Annotated in this window: 13 protein-coding genes; 1 reads left to right on the top strand and 12 read right to left on the bottom strand. The window is 70.7% G+C overall.

The features are described 5' to 3' along the window. Positions 1-3 precede the first annotated feature (3 nt). From ASL10_RS13515 to ASL10_RS13560, 10 genes are all read right to left on the bottom strand, one after another. A complete protein-coding gene (locus ASL10_RS13515) occupies positions 4-561 on the bottom strand; it encodes a DUF501 domain-containing protein (protein WP_056048820.1) in 558 nt (185 codons plus the stop codon). Further along, complete coding sequence (locus ASL10_RS13520) at positions 558-1,115, bottom strand: septum formation initiator family protein (RefSeq protein WP_056048823.1); 558 nt, start codon at positions 1,113-1,115, stop codon at positions 558-560. Before ASL10_RS13520 ends, ASL10_RS13515 begins: the two co-directional genes overlap by 4 nt. Positions 1,116-1,200: 85 nt before the next feature. Next, on the bottom strand, positions 1,201-2,481 hold the full coding sequence (gene eno, locus ASL10_RS13525) for a phosphopyruvate hydratase (protein WP_056048826.1): 1,281 nt from the start codon (positions 2,479-2,481) through the stop codon (positions 1,201-1,203). 102 nt (positions 2,482-2,583) lie between these two features. After that, entirely contained in the window at positions 2,584-3,825 is a 1,242-nt protein-coding gene (gene hisS, locus ASL10_RS13530) for a histidine--tRNA ligase (protein WP_056048829.1), read from the bottom strand. Positions 3,826-4,078: 253 nt separating this feature from the next. Beyond that, positions 4,079-4,660 carry a TetR/AcrR family transcriptional regulator gene (locus tag ASL10_RS13535; RefSeq protein ID WP_056048830.1) on the bottom strand — a complete coding sequence of 194 codons (582 nt, stop codon included), beginning with the start codon at positions 4,658-4,660 and terminating at the stop codon, positions 4,079-4,081. 306 nt (positions 4,661-4,966) lie between these two features. After that, on the bottom strand, positions 4,967-5,887 hold the full coding sequence (locus ASL10_RS13540; protein ID WP_056048833.1) for a MazG nucleotide pyrophosphohydrolase domain-containing protein: 921 nt from the start codon (positions 5,885-5,887) through the stop codon (positions 4,967-4,969). Positions 5,888-5,889: 2 nt separating this feature from the next. Further along, complete coding sequence (mfd, locus tag ASL10_RS13545; RefSeq protein WP_056049261.1) at positions 5,890-9,501, bottom strand: transcription-repair coupling factor; 3,612 nt, start codon at positions 9,499-9,501, stop codon at positions 5,890-5,892. Between the two features lie 153 nt (positions 9,502-9,654). Next, positions 9,655-10,245, bottom strand: coding sequence for an aminoacyl-tRNA hydrolase (gene pth / locus ASL10_RS13550; RefSeq protein ID WP_056048838.1), 591 nt, complete (start codon positions 10,243-10,245; stop codon positions 9,655-9,657). A gap of 60 nt (positions 10,246-10,305) precedes the next feature. Next, entirely contained in the window at positions 10,306-10,941 is a 636-nt protein-coding gene (locus tag ASL10_RS13555; protein ID WP_056048841.1) for a 50S ribosomal protein L25/general stress protein Ctc, read from the bottom strand. A 296-nt stretch (positions 10,942-11,237) separates the two neighbouring features. Next, positions 11,238-11,780, bottom strand: coding sequence for a gluconokinase (locus ASL10_RS13560; protein WP_235452828.1), 543 nt, complete (start codon positions 11,778-11,780; stop codon positions 11,238-11,240). A 201-nt stretch (positions 11,781-11,981) separates the two neighbouring features. Between ASL10_RS13560 and gndA the strand changes: the two genes are divergently transcribed. Then, entirely contained in the window at positions 11,982-13,385 is a 1,404-nt protein-coding gene (gene gndA / locus ASL10_RS13565; protein ID WP_056049268.1) for an NADP-dependent phosphogluconate dehydrogenase, read from the top strand. 717 nt (positions 13,386-14,102) lie between these two features. Here the strand turns inward: gndA and ASL10_RS13570 are convergent. Beyond that, positions 14,103-15,080 carry a ribose-phosphate diphosphokinase gene (locus tag ASL10_RS13570; protein ID WP_056048844.1) on the bottom strand — a complete coding sequence of 326 codons (978 nt, stop codon included), beginning with the start codon at positions 15,078-15,080 and terminating at the stop codon, positions 14,103-14,105. A 41-nt stretch (positions 15,081-15,121) separates the two neighbouring features. Then, a complete protein-coding gene (gene glmU / locus ASL10_RS13575) occupies positions 15,122-16,555 on the bottom strand; it encodes a bifunctional UDP-N-acetylglucosamine diphosphorylase/glucosamine-1-phosphate N-acetyltransferase GlmU (RefSeq protein ID WP_056048847.1) in 1,434 nt (477 codons plus the stop codon). Between the last annotated feature and the right edge of the window lie 55 nt (positions 16,556-16,610).

Here is a 16,610-nt window from a genome sequence, read left to right on the forward strand (position 1 = left end):
GCGTCAGGCTCCCCCGCCGATCTCGGGCGAGGCGGCGGCCTGCTGGTCGTCGGCCAGGAAGTCGGGGCACCGGCACACGTCGGGACTCCACGACGCCCGCTCGAGGGCGAGGTCGCCGAAGGGGTTGACCCCCGGCCCGGCCGCCAGCGAGTGACCGACGAGGGCGTGCAGGCACTTGACCCGCTCGGGCATGCCACCCGCCGTGACGTGGTCGATCTCGTCCACGTGCTCGATGCCCTCGCGGTCGGCCAGGTACGCCTCGTGCGCGGCGTGGTATCGGCTTCGCAACTCGGGGTCGGACTCGAGGAGCTCGGTGAACTCGGCCATCACCCCGGTGGCCTCGAGGGTCGACACGGCAGCCGTGGCACCGGGGTGGCACAAGTAGTAGAGCGTGGGGAAGGGCGTGCCGTCGGTCAGCCGCGGTTTCGTCGCCACGACGGTGGGTGCGCCGCAGACGCAGCGCGCGGCGATGCCGATGACGTCGCGCGCGGGCCGCCCGAGCTGGGCGGTCACGACACGGACGTCGTGGTCGGTCACGGGGTCGAAGGGGGGCGTGGTCACGGCGTGCCACCTGTCTGCTCGGAGGTCGGGGCGGGCACCTGGCTGCCGCTGATGTCGGGGGCGACGAGTTCGGTCGCGGGCTCGTCGCTCAGCCCGGCGTCGAGCACCGAGGCCGTCATCGCCGCCACCCAGTCGACCTGGGGCGTCTGGAGCGAGTCGCTGATCGTCGTGCCGGTGCCCGGAGCCGTGCCGGGCGCCTGGGCCGCGTCGTCGCCCATCACGAGGTAGCTGTACTCACCCGGGTAGACGTAGAGCAGGCGGTCGCGTGCCTGGGCCTCGATGTACGCCGGATCGCTCCATCGCGCGACGTCTTCTTTCAACTCGTCGACGGACTGCTCTTGCTGCCGGACGTCGTCCTGGAGGGCCGCGATCTGTTGCTGCTGCTGCACCAGGGTGCGCAGCGAGGGCGCGAGGATGACGACGAACATGACCAGGATGACCAGCATGAGCACGCTGAACCCCGAGAACCGGATCGACCGCAGCCAGTGGCCCGTCGGCGTCTCGCCGGTCGGCAGGGTCACCGGCACACGGCGGTTCGCGGTCTCACGGGGCATGGGACGAGCCTAAAGGACGTCTCTGGGGAACGACGGAGGCCCGCCCCGCACGAGCAGGACGGGCCCCGAGGAGGCGCGGGTCGCGTCAGGCGGAGAAGCGCGGGAAAGCGCTGTACCCGGCGTAGACCGCGGCGTCGCCGAGCTCTTCCTCGATGCGGAGGAGCTGGTTGTACTTCGCCACGCGCTCGCTGCGGGCGGGGGCACCGGTCTTGATCTGGCCGGCGTCGGTCGCGACGGCGAGGTCGGCGATCGTGGTGTCCTCGGTCTCACCCGAACGGTGCGAGAGGACCGTCGTGTAGCCGCTGCGCTGGGCGAGCGCGACGGCGTCGAGCGATTCGGTCAGCGTGCCGATCTGGTTGACCTTCACGAGGATCGAGTTGGCAGCGCCGGCCTTGATGCCCTTGGCGAGTCGCTCGGGGTTCGTGACGAACAGGTCGTCGCCGACGATCTGCGTCTTCGAGCCGATCTCGCTCGTCAGGTGGGCCCAGCCCTCCCAGTCGTCCTCGTCGAGCGGGTCCTCGATGGTGACGAGGGGGTACGACGCGACGAGGTCGGCGTAGTAGTTCGCGAGGAAGGCCGAGTCGCGCTTCTCGCCCTCGAAGGTGTAGCTGCCGTCCGCGTAGAACTCGCTCGAGGCCACGTCGAGACCCAGGGCGAGGTCCTTGCCCGGGGTGAAGCCGGCCTTGGTGATGGCCTCGACGAGCAGGTCGAGCGCGGCGCGGTTGCTGTCGAGGTTCGGCGCGAAGCCACCCTCGTCGCCCAGACCGGTCGAGAGGCCCTTGGCCTTGAGCTCGCTCTTCAGGGCGTGGTACGTCTCGGCACCCCACTGCAGCGCCTCGGCGAACGAGGACGCGCCGACCGGCAGGATCATGAACTCCTGGATGTCGACGTTGCTGTCGGCGTGCGAACCGCCGTTGATGACGTTGAGCATGGGGACGGGCAGCGTGTGCGCGTTCGGCCCGCCGAGGTAGCGGAAGAGGGGCAGGTCGGCCGAGTCGGCCGCCGCCCGGGCCACGGCCAGCGAGACGCCGAGGATGGCGTTCGCGCCGAGACGCTTCTTGTTGTCGGTGCCGTCGAGTTCGATCATGGCCTGGTCGATCAGGCGCTGGTCGGTGGCGTCGAGGCCCTCGACCTCGGGGCCGATCTCGTCGATCACGGCGGCGACGGCCTTGAGCACGCCCTTGCCGAGGTAACGGCTCTTGTCGCCGTCACGGAGCTCGTAGGCCTCGAAGGCCCCGGTCGATGCACCCGAGGGGACGGCCGCACGCGACACCGTGCCGTCCTCGAGCAAGACCTCGACCTCGACGGTGGGGTTGCCCCGCGAGTCGAGGATTTCGCGGGCGCCTACGGCGTCGATTGCTGCCACTGGAGAGCTCCTTAGTAGTCGTTCGTCTGGGGACGCGAGGTCCGCGGCCCAGCTTAGCCGCGCCTCCTGCCCTGGTTCGTGGCGAGGAGCCGTCGGCGACGGTCAGCCGATCGTGCGGACCTCGAGGTCGGCGGCCGACTCGCCCCCGCGCACGGTGACGAAGCGGCCGAACCCCGCCGCCGCCAGTCCGTCGAGCTGGTTGGTGAAGTTCTTGGCCTTCTTCTCGAGGCGCACGCGCCGTTCGCCGCCCGCCAGCAACGCGCGCTGCAGGGCGAGCAGCTCGACCGGTTCGACCTTCTTGTCGTAGACCACCGCGAGCCCTTCGTCGCCGTCGGCCTCGAGGGTCACGAGGTCGACGAGGCGTTCGAAGCCGAGGGAGAAACCGGCCGCGGGCACGTCGCTGCCGAGGAAGCGGCCGATCATGCCGTCGTAGCGACCGCCGCCGCCGAGGGAATAGGGCACGTCCGGGTGGGCGATCTCGAAGATCGTGCCCGTGTAGTACCCCATGCCGCGGACCAGGGTCGGATCGAACTCGAGGGTGGACCCCGGCAGCGCCTCGCGCAGCGCGACGAGGTCGGCGAACGCCGCACGGTCGAGCCAGGGGACGTCCGTGGCCTCACCGGTGGCCCAGGAGGCGCCGGCCAGCTGGGTGAGCGCGTCGCCGAGACCCGGCGTGGTGACGCCGAGGTCGGCGAGTTCGGCGACGACGCCGTCGACGCCGATCTTGTCGAGTTTGTCGACGACGATCAGCGCCTGGTCGGTCAGCGCCTCGGGTACCGCCCAGTGGGCGAGCATCGCCAGCAGGATGCGGCGGTCGTTCACGCGGATCGTCGTGCCGGTGAGGCCGAGGGCGTCGAGCACGGCGGTCGTGGCCTGGATCAGTTCGATCTCGGCCAGCGGCCCGGCCTCGCCCAGGACGTCGATGTCGCACTGGACGAACTGGCGGTAGCGGCCCTTCTGCGGACGCTCGGCCCGCCACACCGGGGCGATCTGCACGGAGCGGAAGACCGTCGGCAGCTCGGCTCGGTGCGACGCGTAGAAGCGCGCGAGCGGCACCGTCAGGTCGAAGCGGAGTCCGAGGTCGGCGAGTCCGAGCACGCTCTCGGCCGATCGCAGGTCGTCGAGGTCGAGGCCCCGCCGGAGGACGGCGAAGACCTGCTTCTCGTTGTCGCCCCCGAGCCCGGAATGGAGGCGCGAGCTCTCTTCGACCACGGGCGTCTCGATCTCGTCGAAGCCGTAGGAGCGGTAGACGCCTCGGATGACCGAGAGCACGCCCTCGCGGCGCCTCTTGTCGGCGGGCAGGTGGTCGCGCATGCCGCGCGGCGGGTTGACGGGGGTCGGCATGAGGACATCATCCCAGAGACGCCGCACCCCTGACGTCGGCACCGACTTGCAGGCATGTCACATTCTACGTTATGGTCTTCTCGGGTGGTCGGCGCGAATCGGGTTGCGTGTCGGTCACACCACTCGGCCCTCCCTTCCCTGCGGTGAGGGCCCTGGCCGGGCCGGGCGCTGAGCGCTCGGCCCGGTTCAGCCCGACCCGACGCCCGCCGACACCATCAGGTTCCACCCACCCCGAGGCCGACGGCGAGCAGGGTCAGTGCTGAGGAACGCGCGAGACGAGGGTCTCGACGGCATGCTTGTACGCTGCGGACGCACGACGCCCGTCCCCCGAGACGATGGCGTCGTACTGCAGGCCGAACAACGCATCGACGAAGACCCGTGCCGCGACCTTGGCCTCGGCCGGCGCGACCCCGTTCGCCGAGACCCAGCCCGCCACGTGGTCGACCCACCGTCCGACCGCCCCGCGAGCAGTGCCGCCGACCTCACCCGCCACGGTCTCGAGCAGGGCCGCCTCGAGCTCGAGGCGGTGCAGGTCTCGGCCCCGCTCGGTGGTGACCTCGTGCCAGACCTTCGCGAGGTGCTTGCCGAAGGCCTCGCGGTCGAGCTCGGAGACCGCGACCGACAGCAAGGCGTCGTTGCGGGCGACGACCGCGCGGACGATCTCGGCGATGAGCTCTGCCCGGTTGCCGAAGTGGTAGACGAAGACGTACGTGCTGACCCCCAGGGCCTCGGCCAGGGTGCGGAACGACACGGTGGCGAGGGAGCGACCCCGGAGGTGCTCGAGGATCTGGCCGAGGAGCTCGGGCTTGCGGGTGGGATCAGGCTTGCGAGGCATGGTGCCGCTCCTTCGTGCCGACGAGTCGTACTCGCCCTGCGCGGTCGCCGTCGTCGTAGTGGACCATAACAGACGTCTGTCGTGGCCGACCGGTCGGTCGACCGGCATCCGCGAGGCCCCCCGAGCACCCCGGGCGGGACGCCGAGTGCACCGACATGTCGGCTTTTGACATGTCAACACACATCCTCTACATTGAGGACACCACTCGGACCCCACCGGGTCGCTGCCCCTCGGGCCGACCCTCTGGTGGACGAGCGCCGGCCTAGCCGCTCATTCGGGTTGAGCGGGCGAGGCCGAGGTGCCCCCTCATTCGGGTTGAGGGGGCACCTGCTCGACGGGACGGCCCTCGATCGTCCCGCCTCCGGCCTGGGCGCCCCCGGGTTGCCCGCCTTCGGGCTGCTCGTCTTCCGCCTGGCCGCCCTCGAGCTGCCCGCCTTCGGCCGGTTCGGCCTCGTCTCGCCGCAGGAGAATCTCGCGCTCGCGCACGGCGGCCCGGAGCGCGCGCTCGGCATCGATGCCCCGGTCGGTGGCCTCGTCGACCTGCGCGAGCAGCCCTCGGCCCCACGCGAGTTCGCGCGACTCGGCCAGGGCGTCCGTCGCCGCCGTGTCCACCGCCGCCGTGCCCGTCACCTCCGTGCCCGTCACCTCCGTGCCCGACGTCGTGGTCGGTGCCCGATCGGGCTCGGGGCGGACGCCACCTGCGGCAGCCCGTCGCGCATCGAGCTTCTGGGCGCGCGCGAGAGCGGGCTGCCCGACGGGGACGCCGTCGTAGGCACTCGTCCGCTGCGACTTCTCGTCGGCCTTCGCCGCCGACCAGAGTCGGACGATCTCGTCGACGTCGTCGGCCCGGTCGGCCCCGAAGACGTGGGGGTGACGCCGCACGGTCTTCTCGACGACGTCACGCACGACGTCGGCGAGGTCGAACGACCCCGAGGAGGCGCGGGCGGCGAGGGCGCCGTGCAGGACCACCTGGTAGAGCACGTCCCCGAGCTCCTCCCGGACGTCGTCCGAGGTGCCGTCCTCGATCGCGTCGACGAGCTCGTAGGTCTCTTCGACGAGGTAGGTCACCAGGGACCGTGGGGTCTGCGCACGGTTCCAGGCGCACCCGCCCTCGTCGGCGAGGAGGGCGTCGACCACGCGGACGAGCTCGTCGAGCCGAGCGCCCGCCCCGGGTTCGGAGGCGCCCCGCGCCTCCTCGTCGTGGGCTCCGTCCGGGCGACGCGACACGGTCAGCTCGCCGCGGCCGTGTCGGTCGCCGGACGCGCGACCGGGGCCGCGTAGATCGCCGACAGCAGCTGCTCGACCCAGACGATCAACTCGTCGTCGCTCGGTGCCTGCCCATGGGCTCGTGGCAGGGGCACGCTGACGGCGTTCGTCTGCGCGAACCACCGCGCACCCGGGTACATCCGTTGCAGGCGGACCTGCATGCTGTCGGGCAGGTCGACGCCCGAGACCCGCAGGTTGCTGCCCATGACCACGACCTCGCTGAGACCGGCCTTCTGGGCCGCCCGACGCAGGCGGGAGACCTCGATCAGCGCCAGCACAGGTGCCGGGGGCTCACCGTAACGGTCGGTGAGTTCGTCGAGCACCGAGTCGATCTGGTCGTCGGTGGACGTGGGCGAGCTGGCCGTCGAGAGCTTCTGGTAGGCCTCGAGGCGCAGCCGCTCGCTCTCGACGTACTCTTCGGGGACGTGGGCGTCGACCGGGAGTTCGAGCCGGAGTTCGGTCTGCCCCTCGGCGACGTCCCCGCGGAAGGAGCTGACGGCCTCACCGATCATGCGGAGGTAGAGGTCGAAACCGACCCCGGCGATGTGCCCCGACTGTTCACCGCCGAGCAGGTTGCCGGCCCCACGGATTTCGAGGTCTTTCAAGGCGACCTGCATGCCCGCACCGAGCTCGTTGTTGGCGGCGATCGTCTCGAGGCGGTCCTGTGCGGTCTCGCTGAGCGGCTTGTCGGCGTCGTAGAGGAAGTACGCGTAGCCGCGCTCCCGGCCTCGACCCACCCGCCCACGCAGCTGGTGCAGCTGGCTCAGACCGTACTTGTCGGCCCGGTCGATGATCAACGTGTTGGCGTTGGCGATGTCGAGACCCGTCTCGATGATGGTGGTCGACACGAGGACGTCGAACTTGCGCTCCCAGAAATCGACCATCACCTGCTCGAGCGTCGACTCGGCCATCTGGCCGTGGGCGACGGCGACGCGGGCCTCGGGCACGAGCTCGGCGATCTGCGCCGCGATGCGGTTGATGCTCGACACGCGGTTGTGCACGTAGAACACCTGGCCCTCGCGCAGCAGTTCGCGCCGGATCGCGGCGGCTTTCTGCCGGTCGCTCTCGGGGCCCACGAAGGTGAGGATCGGGTGGCGGTCCTCGGGCGGGGTGGCCAGGGTCGACATCTCGCGGATGCCCGTGACGGCCATCTCGAGCGACCGCGGGATCGGGGTCGCCGACATGGCCAGGATGTCGACGTTGGTCTTGAGCTTCTTCAGGGCGTCCTTGTGTTCGACGCCGAAACGCTGCTCTTCGTCGATGATGACGAGGCCGACGTCCTTGTACGAGATGCCCTCGCTCAACAGTCGATGGGTGCCGATGACCATGTCGACGGTGCCGTCGCCGAGCCCGGCGATCGTCTCCTTGGACTCTTTCGCCGACTGGAACCGGCTGAGGCTGCGGAGGTGCACGGGGAACCCGGCGAAGCGATCGCTGAAGGTGTCGAAGTGCTGTTTCACGAGCAGGGTCGTCGGGACGAGCATGACGACCTGCTTGCCGTCCTGGATGGCCTTGAACGCCGCTCGGACGGCGACCTCGGTCTTGCCGTAGCCGACGTCGCCCGAGAGCAGGCGGTCCATCGGGATCGGGCGCTCCATGTCGGCCTTGATCTCGTCGATGGTCGTGAGCTGGTCGGGGGTCTCGGCGAACGGGAACGCCTCTTCGAGCTCGCGCTGCCACGGGGTGTCGGGCGGGAACGCGTGGCCCTTGCTCGCCATGCGGGCCGAGTAGAGCTTGACCAACTCGACCGCGATGTCGCGGACGGCCTTGCGTGCCTTGCCCTTGGCGGCCGCCCAGTCCCCGCCGCCCATCTTGCTGAGCGTCGGGGTTTCGCCACCCACGTAGCGGCTGAGCAGGTCGAGCTGGTCGGTCGGGACGTAGAGCTTGTCGCCGGGGTAACCGCGCTTCGAGGGCGCGTACTCGAGCACGAGGTACTCGCGAGAGTGCTTGACCGCGTTCTTGCCACCGCTCGACACCTCGCGGCTGGTGAGCTCGAGGAACTTGCCGATGCCGTGGGTCGAGTGCACGACGACGTCGCCCGGCTTGAGCTGGAGGGGATCGACGACGTTCTTGCGTCGGGTCGCGAGCTTCTTGACCTGACGCGAGTCGTAGTTGGCCGAACGGCCGTAGAAGTCGGACTCGCCGAGGACGGCGATCTTGGACTCCATCAGTTCGAAGCCGGCCTCGACACCACCGGCCACGAGGTGGACGACGCCGGGTTCGAGGGTCTCGGGCAGGCTCTCCTCGAGGCGGGCGGCGACCTCGCGCTCGGCGAGGACGTCTCGGGCCCGCTCGACGAGCCCCGTGCCACGGGCCGTGACGACGACGGACCAGCCGTCGCGTACGCGCTCGACGACGTGCTCGAGCGCCCCCTCGGCGTGTCCGCTGAAACTCGGGACGACGGCCGCGTCCACGCGGACGTAGTCGCCGGCCGCCGCGACCGCCTCGTCGTCGGACAGCACCTCGCCCGAGTCGAAGCCGCTCATCGTGAACCAGGACCGGTCGCCCGCCGCGTCACGCAGGTCGCGGAGGCTGAGGAAGTCGCCGGAGTCGAGGTCGATGGGCGCCTCGGCACCGGCCGTCGCGGCGTTCCAGGCGGCCGACAGGAACTCGCGGTTCGTCTCGGCCAGGCTCTGGGCGCGCGACACGACCCGCTCGGGCGAGAGGACGACGATGGAGGCGCCGGCCGGCAGGTAGTGGGTCACCGGCACCAGCCGGTGCACCAGCGCGGGTGCCAGGCTCTCCATGCCCTCCACCGGGATGCCCTCGGCGATCTTCGCGAGCATCTGCGACAGGCTGGGGAACTCGTGCTGCATCTCGCGAGCCCGTTGACGGACCGCCTCGGTGAGCAGCATCTCGCGGCTCGGCGGCAGCTCGACCGACATGACCTCGCCGTCCAGGCTTCGCTGGTCGGCCACGGAGAACCGACGGATCTGGTCGACCTCGTCGCCGAAGAAGTCGACGCGCACCGGGTGTTCGGCCGTGGGCGGGAACACGTCGAGGATGCCGCCGCGGACGGCGAACTCGCCACGGCGGGTGACCATGTCGACCCGGGCGTACGCCAGGTCGACGAGATGGACGGCGATGCCCGAGAGGTCGTGGCCGCGCTCGCCCACGGTGAGCCGCACGGGGTCGAGCTCGACGAGGTTGTCGCTGAGCGGCTGGAGGGCGGCGCGCACACCGGCGACGACGACGATGGGGCGGACGGAACCCGGCGCCTCGGCAGCTTCCTGCCGCCAGGTGGCGAGACGCCGCAGGGCGTGGATCCGCTTGCCGACCGTCTCGGCGCTGGGGCTGAGACGTTCGTGGGGCAGGGTCTCCCACGCGGGGAACTCGATGACCTCGGCCTCGGGCAGGTAGCTGGTGAGCGACCCCCGCACCGCCTCGGACTCCCGGCCCGTGGCCGTGACGACCAGCATCGCCTGCGGACCCTCGCGACGGTCGAGCAGACCGGCCAGCAGGGGAACGCGGAGGCCGTCGACGACGGAGAAATCGGTGCTGCGTGCGGCCCGGTCGAGGGCGGCAGAGAACGTGGAGGCGCGCGAGAGCGCCTGGATCAAGCCCGCGAGTATCACCCGCACGATGTTACGCGGCACCACCGACACCGCGGTCGGGGTTCGCTGTCGGCGACACCGGGAGGCGCCCGGAGGTCGGTCACCGGCGGGACGGACCCGCTCGTCGCGGTCCGCGACTCGACCACGTCCGTGGTCGGCCGGGCTCCGGACGCGTCAGCTCTTCGCGGTGTGGAACTTCAGCTGCGCCGCGGTCAGTCCGTCGGTGGCGATCATCTCGACCGCGTCGGCCGCGTCGGCGACCAGGAACCGAAGTTCTTTGCGTTCGGTGGAGGAGAAGTCCTTGAGGACGAAGTCGGCGGCTGGCTGCCTGCCGGGCGGACGGCCGATGCCGACACGAACCCGGGTGAACTCGTTCGACCCCGTGGCGGCGATGATGTCGCGGATGCCGTTGTGGCCGCCGTGGCCGCCACCGTGCTTCAGCCGGACGACGTCGAAGTCGATGTCGAGCTCGTCGTGGACGACGATGAGCCGCGACACGTCGAGGTCGTAGTACTTCAACAGCGCCTGCGTCGGCCCGCCCGAGACGTTCATGAAGGTCGCGGGCCTGGCCAGCACGAAGCGAGGGCCGCCGGGAGCGGTGCGCCCCTCGGCGACCGTCGCGTTCGTGCGGTGGTTCTTGAACCCGGTGGAGAGTCGGTCGGCCAGTTCGGCCAGGACCATCTGCCCCACGTTGTGCCTGTTGCCGGCGTAGCCGGGCCCGGGGTTGCCGAGCCCGACCACGAGCCACTGGTCGTCGAGTGCCATCGTCGTGGTCGTCGTTCTCTCAGTGGGTCTGCGCCGGCAGGGTGTTCGAGCTGCGTCGTGTTACTCGGAGCGCTCTTCGTCCTCGATGGACTCGACGTCGCCCTCGGCCTCGGCGGCCTCGCCGTCCTCGTCGGAGACCGCGTCGGTCGTCAGGTCGAGCTGGGGCACCGAGACGGCGAGCACGAGGGTCTCGGGCTCGCTGACCAGGGTCGCGCCCTTGGGCAGCACGAGGTCGGCCGCCGAGATCTGGGCGCCCTCTTCGAGGCCCTCGATCGAGACGACGACGTTCTGCGGGATGTGCGTGGCCTCGACCTCGAGCTCGACGGCGTTGAGCTCGACGACGTGGATCGTGCCGGGAGCCGACTCACCCTCGACGTGCACGGGCACCTCGACGGTGACCTTCTCGCCCTGGCGGACGACGATGAGGTCGATGTGCTCGATGGTCTGCTTGACCGGGTCGCGCTGGATGTCCTTGACGAGGGCGAGCTGGTTCGTGCCCTCGATGTCGAGCGTGATGACGGCGTTGGCACGACGCGTGATCAGCATGGTCTCGTGACCGGGCAGCGTGACGTGCTGGGGGTCGGTGCCGTGGCCGTAGATGACCGCGGGGATCTGGTCCTTGGCACGGATCTTGCGGGCCGCGCCCTTGCCGAAGCTGGTGCGCACGAGGGCGCTGAGGTTGTTCTGGTCGGACATGTCGTCTCCTTGCAGGGGCCGTGACGGCCCGGGGGTGTGTGGTCGGTGTCAACTCGAACGCGAATCGCGTGAGGAAGGACCCGCAACCCGAGGGGTGCCGCCCGAGGGACGATCACCGCTGCACGAGTGGTGCGTGAGCACCGAGCGCCTGCCTACCGCGTCGATCACGGGTGCCGGAGCACCCCTCGCCGAGGTTCAGCTACCAAGGTTACACGTCGGCCGGGCGTGTCGCCAACCCGCGCCTCCTCGGCTCGTCCGTCCGCGAGGGCGCCCCCTCAGCGCCCGAGTCGGGCTCGTCAGTGCCCGAGTTCGCCTCGTCGCACGGCCCCGAGGTGGGCCGTCACGGCCGCCACGACGTCGTCGGGACCGGGCTCCACGTCGACCTCGAAACCGGCCTCGTCGTCGGTCAGCGGCTCGAGGGTGGCGAACTGCGACTCCATCAGGCCGGCCGGCATGAAGTGCCCCTTGCGCTCGCGCTGACGTCGGGCGACGAGGTCGCGCACGCCGGTCAGGTGCACGAACCGGAGGCGCGGGTCGCCCTCCCGCAGGACGTCGCGGTACGCCTTCTTCAGCGACGAGCAGGCGACGACCACCGAGTCGTCGCCCGCCGCGGCGATGCGGTCGGCGACGAGGCGGAGCCACGGCCACCGGTCGTCGTCGTCGAGCGGCTGCCCGGCGGCCATCTTGAGCCGGTTGGCCTCGGGGTGCAGGTCGTCGGCGTCGACGAACGGGACGCCGAGGGTCTCGGCCAACAGCTCGCCCACGGTCGACTTGCCCGATCCGGAGACCCCCATCACGACGACGGGCGGGAAGGGAGCGGGGTGGGGCTGGTCGGTCACGGACGGCCTTCGATCGGGGAAACGGTTGCGTCAACCCTAGGCGAGCCGCCGTGGAGGGGTACGGACGGAGCCTGTCGGACGCTCGGCACCGAGGCATAGTCTGCGAACACCACCGACCGAGAAGGAGGCACCGTGACCGAACACGGAGCAGCATCGCAGTCCACCGCCCACGCGAACATCGGAGTCGTCGGCCTGGCCGTCATGGGCTCGAACCTGGCGCGCAACCTGGCCAGTCGCGAGGGCAACACGGTCGCCGTCTACAACCGCTCCCCCGAGCGCACCGACACCCTCATGGACGAGCACGGTGACGCCGGGTTCATCGCCTCGAAGTCGATCGAGGACTTCGCCGCATCCCTGCAGAAGCCGCGCACCGCGATCGTCATGGTGCAGGCCGGTCGCGGCACCGACGCCGTCATCAGCCAGCTCGCCGACGTGTTCGACGAGGGCGACATCATCGTCGACGGCGGCAACGCGAACTTCCAGGACACCCGCCGACGAGAGGCCGCCCTCAAGGAGCGCGGACTGAACTTCGTGGGCGCCGGCATCTCGGGCGGCGAGGAAGGCGCCCTGAAGGGGCCGTCGATCATGCCCGGCGGCTCGAAGGAGGCCTACGAGACGCTCGGCCCGATCCTGGCGTCGATCGCGGCGGTGGCCGAGGGCGAGCCCTGCGTCACGCACGTCGGGGCCGACGGCGCGGGCCACTTCGTCAAGATGATCCACAACGGCATCGAATACGCCGACATGCAGCTCATCGCCGAGTCGTACGACCTGCTGCGCCGGGTGGGCGGCCACGAGCCCGCCGCCATCGCCTCGGTCTTCGAGGAGTGGAACAAGGGCGAGCTCGAGTCGTACCTGATCGAGATCACGGCCGAGGTGCTCCGCCAGACGGATGCCAAGACGGGCGGCCCGCTCGTCGACTCGATCGTCGACCAGGCCGGCTCCAAGGGCACGGGCGTCTGGACCGTGCAGAACAGCGTCGGGTTGGGCGTGCCGGTCGGTGGGATCGCCGAGGCCGTCTTCGCCCGCGCCGTGTCGTCGAAGCCCGCCCAGCGCTCGGCCGTGCAGAAGACCCTGCAGGGACGGCCCGAGATCCAGGAGGCCGGCGACGGCTTCGAGGACGACGTGCAGAAGGCGCTCTACGCCTCGAAGATCGTCGCCTACGCCCAGGGCTTCGACGCCATCATCGCCGGTGCCGACGAGTACGACTGGGACATCGACAAGGGCGCCATCGCCAAGATCTGGCGCGGCGGCTGCATCATCCGGGCACAGTTCCTCAACCGCATCGTCGACGCCTACGAGAAGGACGCGTCGATCGCGACCCTGCTCGAGGACGACTACTTCGCCGCGGCCGTCCGAGACGGCGAAGAGGCCTGGCGCCGCATCGTGGCCAAGGCCGCCCTCTCGGGCATCCCCGTGCCCGGCTTCGCCTCGGCTCTGTCGTACTACGACTCGCTCGCGTCCGAACGCCTGCCCGCCTCCCTCATCCAGGGGCAGCGGGACTTCTTCGGGGCACACACCTATCAGCGCGTCGACGAGGAGGGCACGTTCCACACCCTCTGGTCGGGCGACAGGGCCGAGATCGAGACGGAGCCGTCGACCCACTGACGGGTGCAGGGGCGCTCACCGCGCCTCCTGCGTCCTGACGGGCGTGCCCCTCGATGCGGTGCCGCTGCGGCGGCCGGCGTCGGGCACGCCCGTTCGTCGTTCCGCCGCAGCGGACCTCGGAGCTTCCGACGTCGATGTAGACAACTCAGGAGAACGGCCGCCGAATCGGCCCTTTGGAGGCGCGGCGCAGCCGAACTCCGGAGTTGCCGACTTCGCACGGGCAGGTCGCGGGCCAGGCGGGCCGCTCGGGCCGGGCCGTGGCCTGCCGGTCGCGTGACCCAGGCGGCACGGGCCGGGCGGGCGGGCGGGTCGAGCAAATCCATGTCGGCAAGTCAGGAGAACGACCGCCGAAACGGCGGGCAGGAGGCGCAGCACAGCCGAACTCCGGAGTTGCCGACATCGGACGAGCAAGCCGGGCCGGTCGGGGCCGAGCGGCCCGGTGGGGGCGAGCAGGTCCACGTCGGCAAGTCAGGAGAACGACCGCCGAAACGGCCCGCAGGAGGCGCGGCGCAGCCGGACTCCGGAGTTGCCGACATCGGACGAGCAAGCCGGGCCGGTCGGGGCCAGGCGAGCCGAGCGGTCGGAGCCAGGCGAGCCGAGCGGTCGGAGCCAGGCGAGCCGGGCGGTCGGAGAGCCAGGCGAGCCGGGCGGTCGGGGCCAGGCGGGTCGGGCCGGTCGACTCCGTGCGCCGAGGCGACGGGAGGTGTCGGGCGGGGGCTACGCGGCGCCGTCGAACATCGAGGTGACCGAGCCGTTGTCGAAGACCTCGTGGATGGCCCGGGCGATCAGCGGGGCGATGGGCAGGATCTCGAGCTTGTCGAACTTCTGGTGCTCGGTGAGCGGCAGGGTGTCGGTGACGACGACCGAGTCGATGAACTCGCTGTTGAGGATCTCAGGGGCGGGGTCGCTGAAGACCGCGTGGGTCGCGGCGACCACGACGCCGATCGCGCCGTTGGCCTTGAGCGCCTCGGCGGCCTTGACGATGGTGCGACCGGTGTCGATCAGGTCGTCGACCAGCAGGCACACGCGACCCGAGACGTCGCCGACGATCTCGTGGACGGTGACCTGGTTCGGCACCAACGGGTCACGGCGCTTGTGGATGATCGCGAGGGGGGCGTCGAGCTTCTCGCTCCAGATGTCGGCGACGCGAACGCGGCCCATGTCGGGCGAGACCACCGTCAGGGTGGTGTTGTCGAGCTTGGCGCGGAAGTGCTCGAGCAGCACGGGCATGGCGAAGAGGTGGTCGACCGGGCCGTCGAAGAAGCCCTGGATCTGCGGGGCGTGCAGGTCGACGCTCATGATGCGGTGCGCTCCGGCCGCCTTGAAGAGGTCGGCGACGAGCCGGGCGGAGATCGGCTCGCGACCCCGGCCCTTCTTGTCTTGCCGGGCGTACGGGTAGAACGGCGCCACGACGGTGATGCGCTTCGCCGAGGCCCGCTTCAGGGCGTCGACCATGATCAGCTGTTCCATCAGCCACTCGTTGATCGGCGCCGAGTGGGACTGGATGACGAAGGCGTCCGAGCCACGGACGCTCTCGTCGAAGCGGGCGTAGAGCTCGCCGTTGGCGAAGGTGCGGGCGTCGGTCGGGATCAGCTCGCTGCCGAGCTCGGCGGCGATCTGGTTGGCCAGTTCGGGGTGCGCACGCCCCGAGATCAGAACGAGTCGGTTCTCGCCGGTGATCTTGATTCCGGACACGTCACTCGCTCTCCGGCCCCGAGGGGCCAACCCGACCGGGTTCAGTCGGTCGTTCGTTCGGCGCGAGCGGCGGCCTCGGCAGCCGCCGAGCCGGGGCGGTTCGCCTCGACCCATCCGCTCGCATTGCGCTGTGGAGCGATGCTCAAGGCCAGGGCACCGGCCGGCACGTCTTTGCGGACGATCGTTCCGGCGCCTGTGTACGCTCCGTCGCCAATCCTAACGGGGGCGACGAAGACGTTGTGCGACCCGGTGCGGACGTGCGACCCGACCTCGGTGCGGTGCTTGTCCACGCCGTCGTAGTTGGCCGTGATGGTGCCGGCGCCGATGTTCGACCCCTCGCCCACCTCGGTGTCGCCCACGTAGCTGAGGTGCGGCACCTTCGACCCGGCGCCGATCTGCACGTTCTTGGTCTCGACGAAGGTGCCGATCTTGCCGTCGGCGGACAGGAGCGTGTTGGGACGCAGGTACGCGAACGGCCCGACGGAGGCGCGGGCACCGATGACGGCGAGCGTCGCGTCCGTGCGCTTGACGGTCGCCCCCTCGCCCACCTCGGTGTCGACGAGGGTGGTGTCGGGGCCGACGACCGCGCCCGGGGCGATGTAGGTCGCGCCGCGGAGCTGGGTGCCCGGCAGCAGTTCGACGTCGGGGCTGAGGGAGACGTCGCGGTCGATCCAGGTGGTCTGCGGGTCGACGATCGAGACGCCTTCGCGCTGCCAGTGCTCGACGATGCGGTCGTTCAGCCGACGGGCCGCGGCGGCGAGCTGCACGCGGTCGTTGATGCCCTCGAGGCGCCACGTCTCGTCGATCGCCCGTGCGGCGACGACCTCGCCGGCACCGGTGAGCAGGCCGACCATGTCGGTGACGTACTTCTCGTTCTGCGCGTTGGCCGACCCGATGCGGGGCAGGTGGGTGCGCAGGGCGGCGACGGTGAAGACGTAGGTGCCCGAGTTGATCTCGCGCACGGCCCGCTCGTCGTCGGTGGCGTCCTTGTGCTCGACGATGCGGTCGACGTCGCCCGACTCGCGGCGGACGACCCGCCCGTAGCCGGTGGCGTCGGGCAGCACGGCACTCAGCAGCGTCGCCGAGGCGGAGGCGGCACGGTGCTGGTCGAGCAGGGCGGTGAGCGTCGCGTGGTCGAGGAAGGGCACGTCGGCGCTGACGACCACGACGTCGCCGGTGAACTCGGCGGGCAGCGCCTCCACCGCTTGTTCGACGGCTCGACCGGTGCCGGGCACGTCGTCCTGATCGACGACGAGCGCGTGCGGGGCGGTGTCGAGCACGCTCGCGACGACCAGGTCGCGCTCGTGCCGCACCACGGCGACGAGGTGGTCGGGCCGGAGCGCGCCGGCGCTCTCGAGCACGTGCTGGATCAGCGGCAGCCCCGCCAGGCGGTGCAGGACCTTCGGGGTCGAGGACTTCATGCGGGTGCCCTGCCCTGCGGCGAGGACGACGACGGCGAGCTGACGTTCGGGCATGGTGCTCCTTGGTGAGGGGTGGCGCGTGATCACCGCCGATCCTCCCACGGGAGGC

The organism is Frigoribacterium sp. Leaf8, from assembly GCF_001421165.1.
Classification (GTDB): domain Bacteria; phylum Actinomycetota; class Actinomycetes; order Actinomycetales; family Microbacteriaceae; genus Frigoribacterium.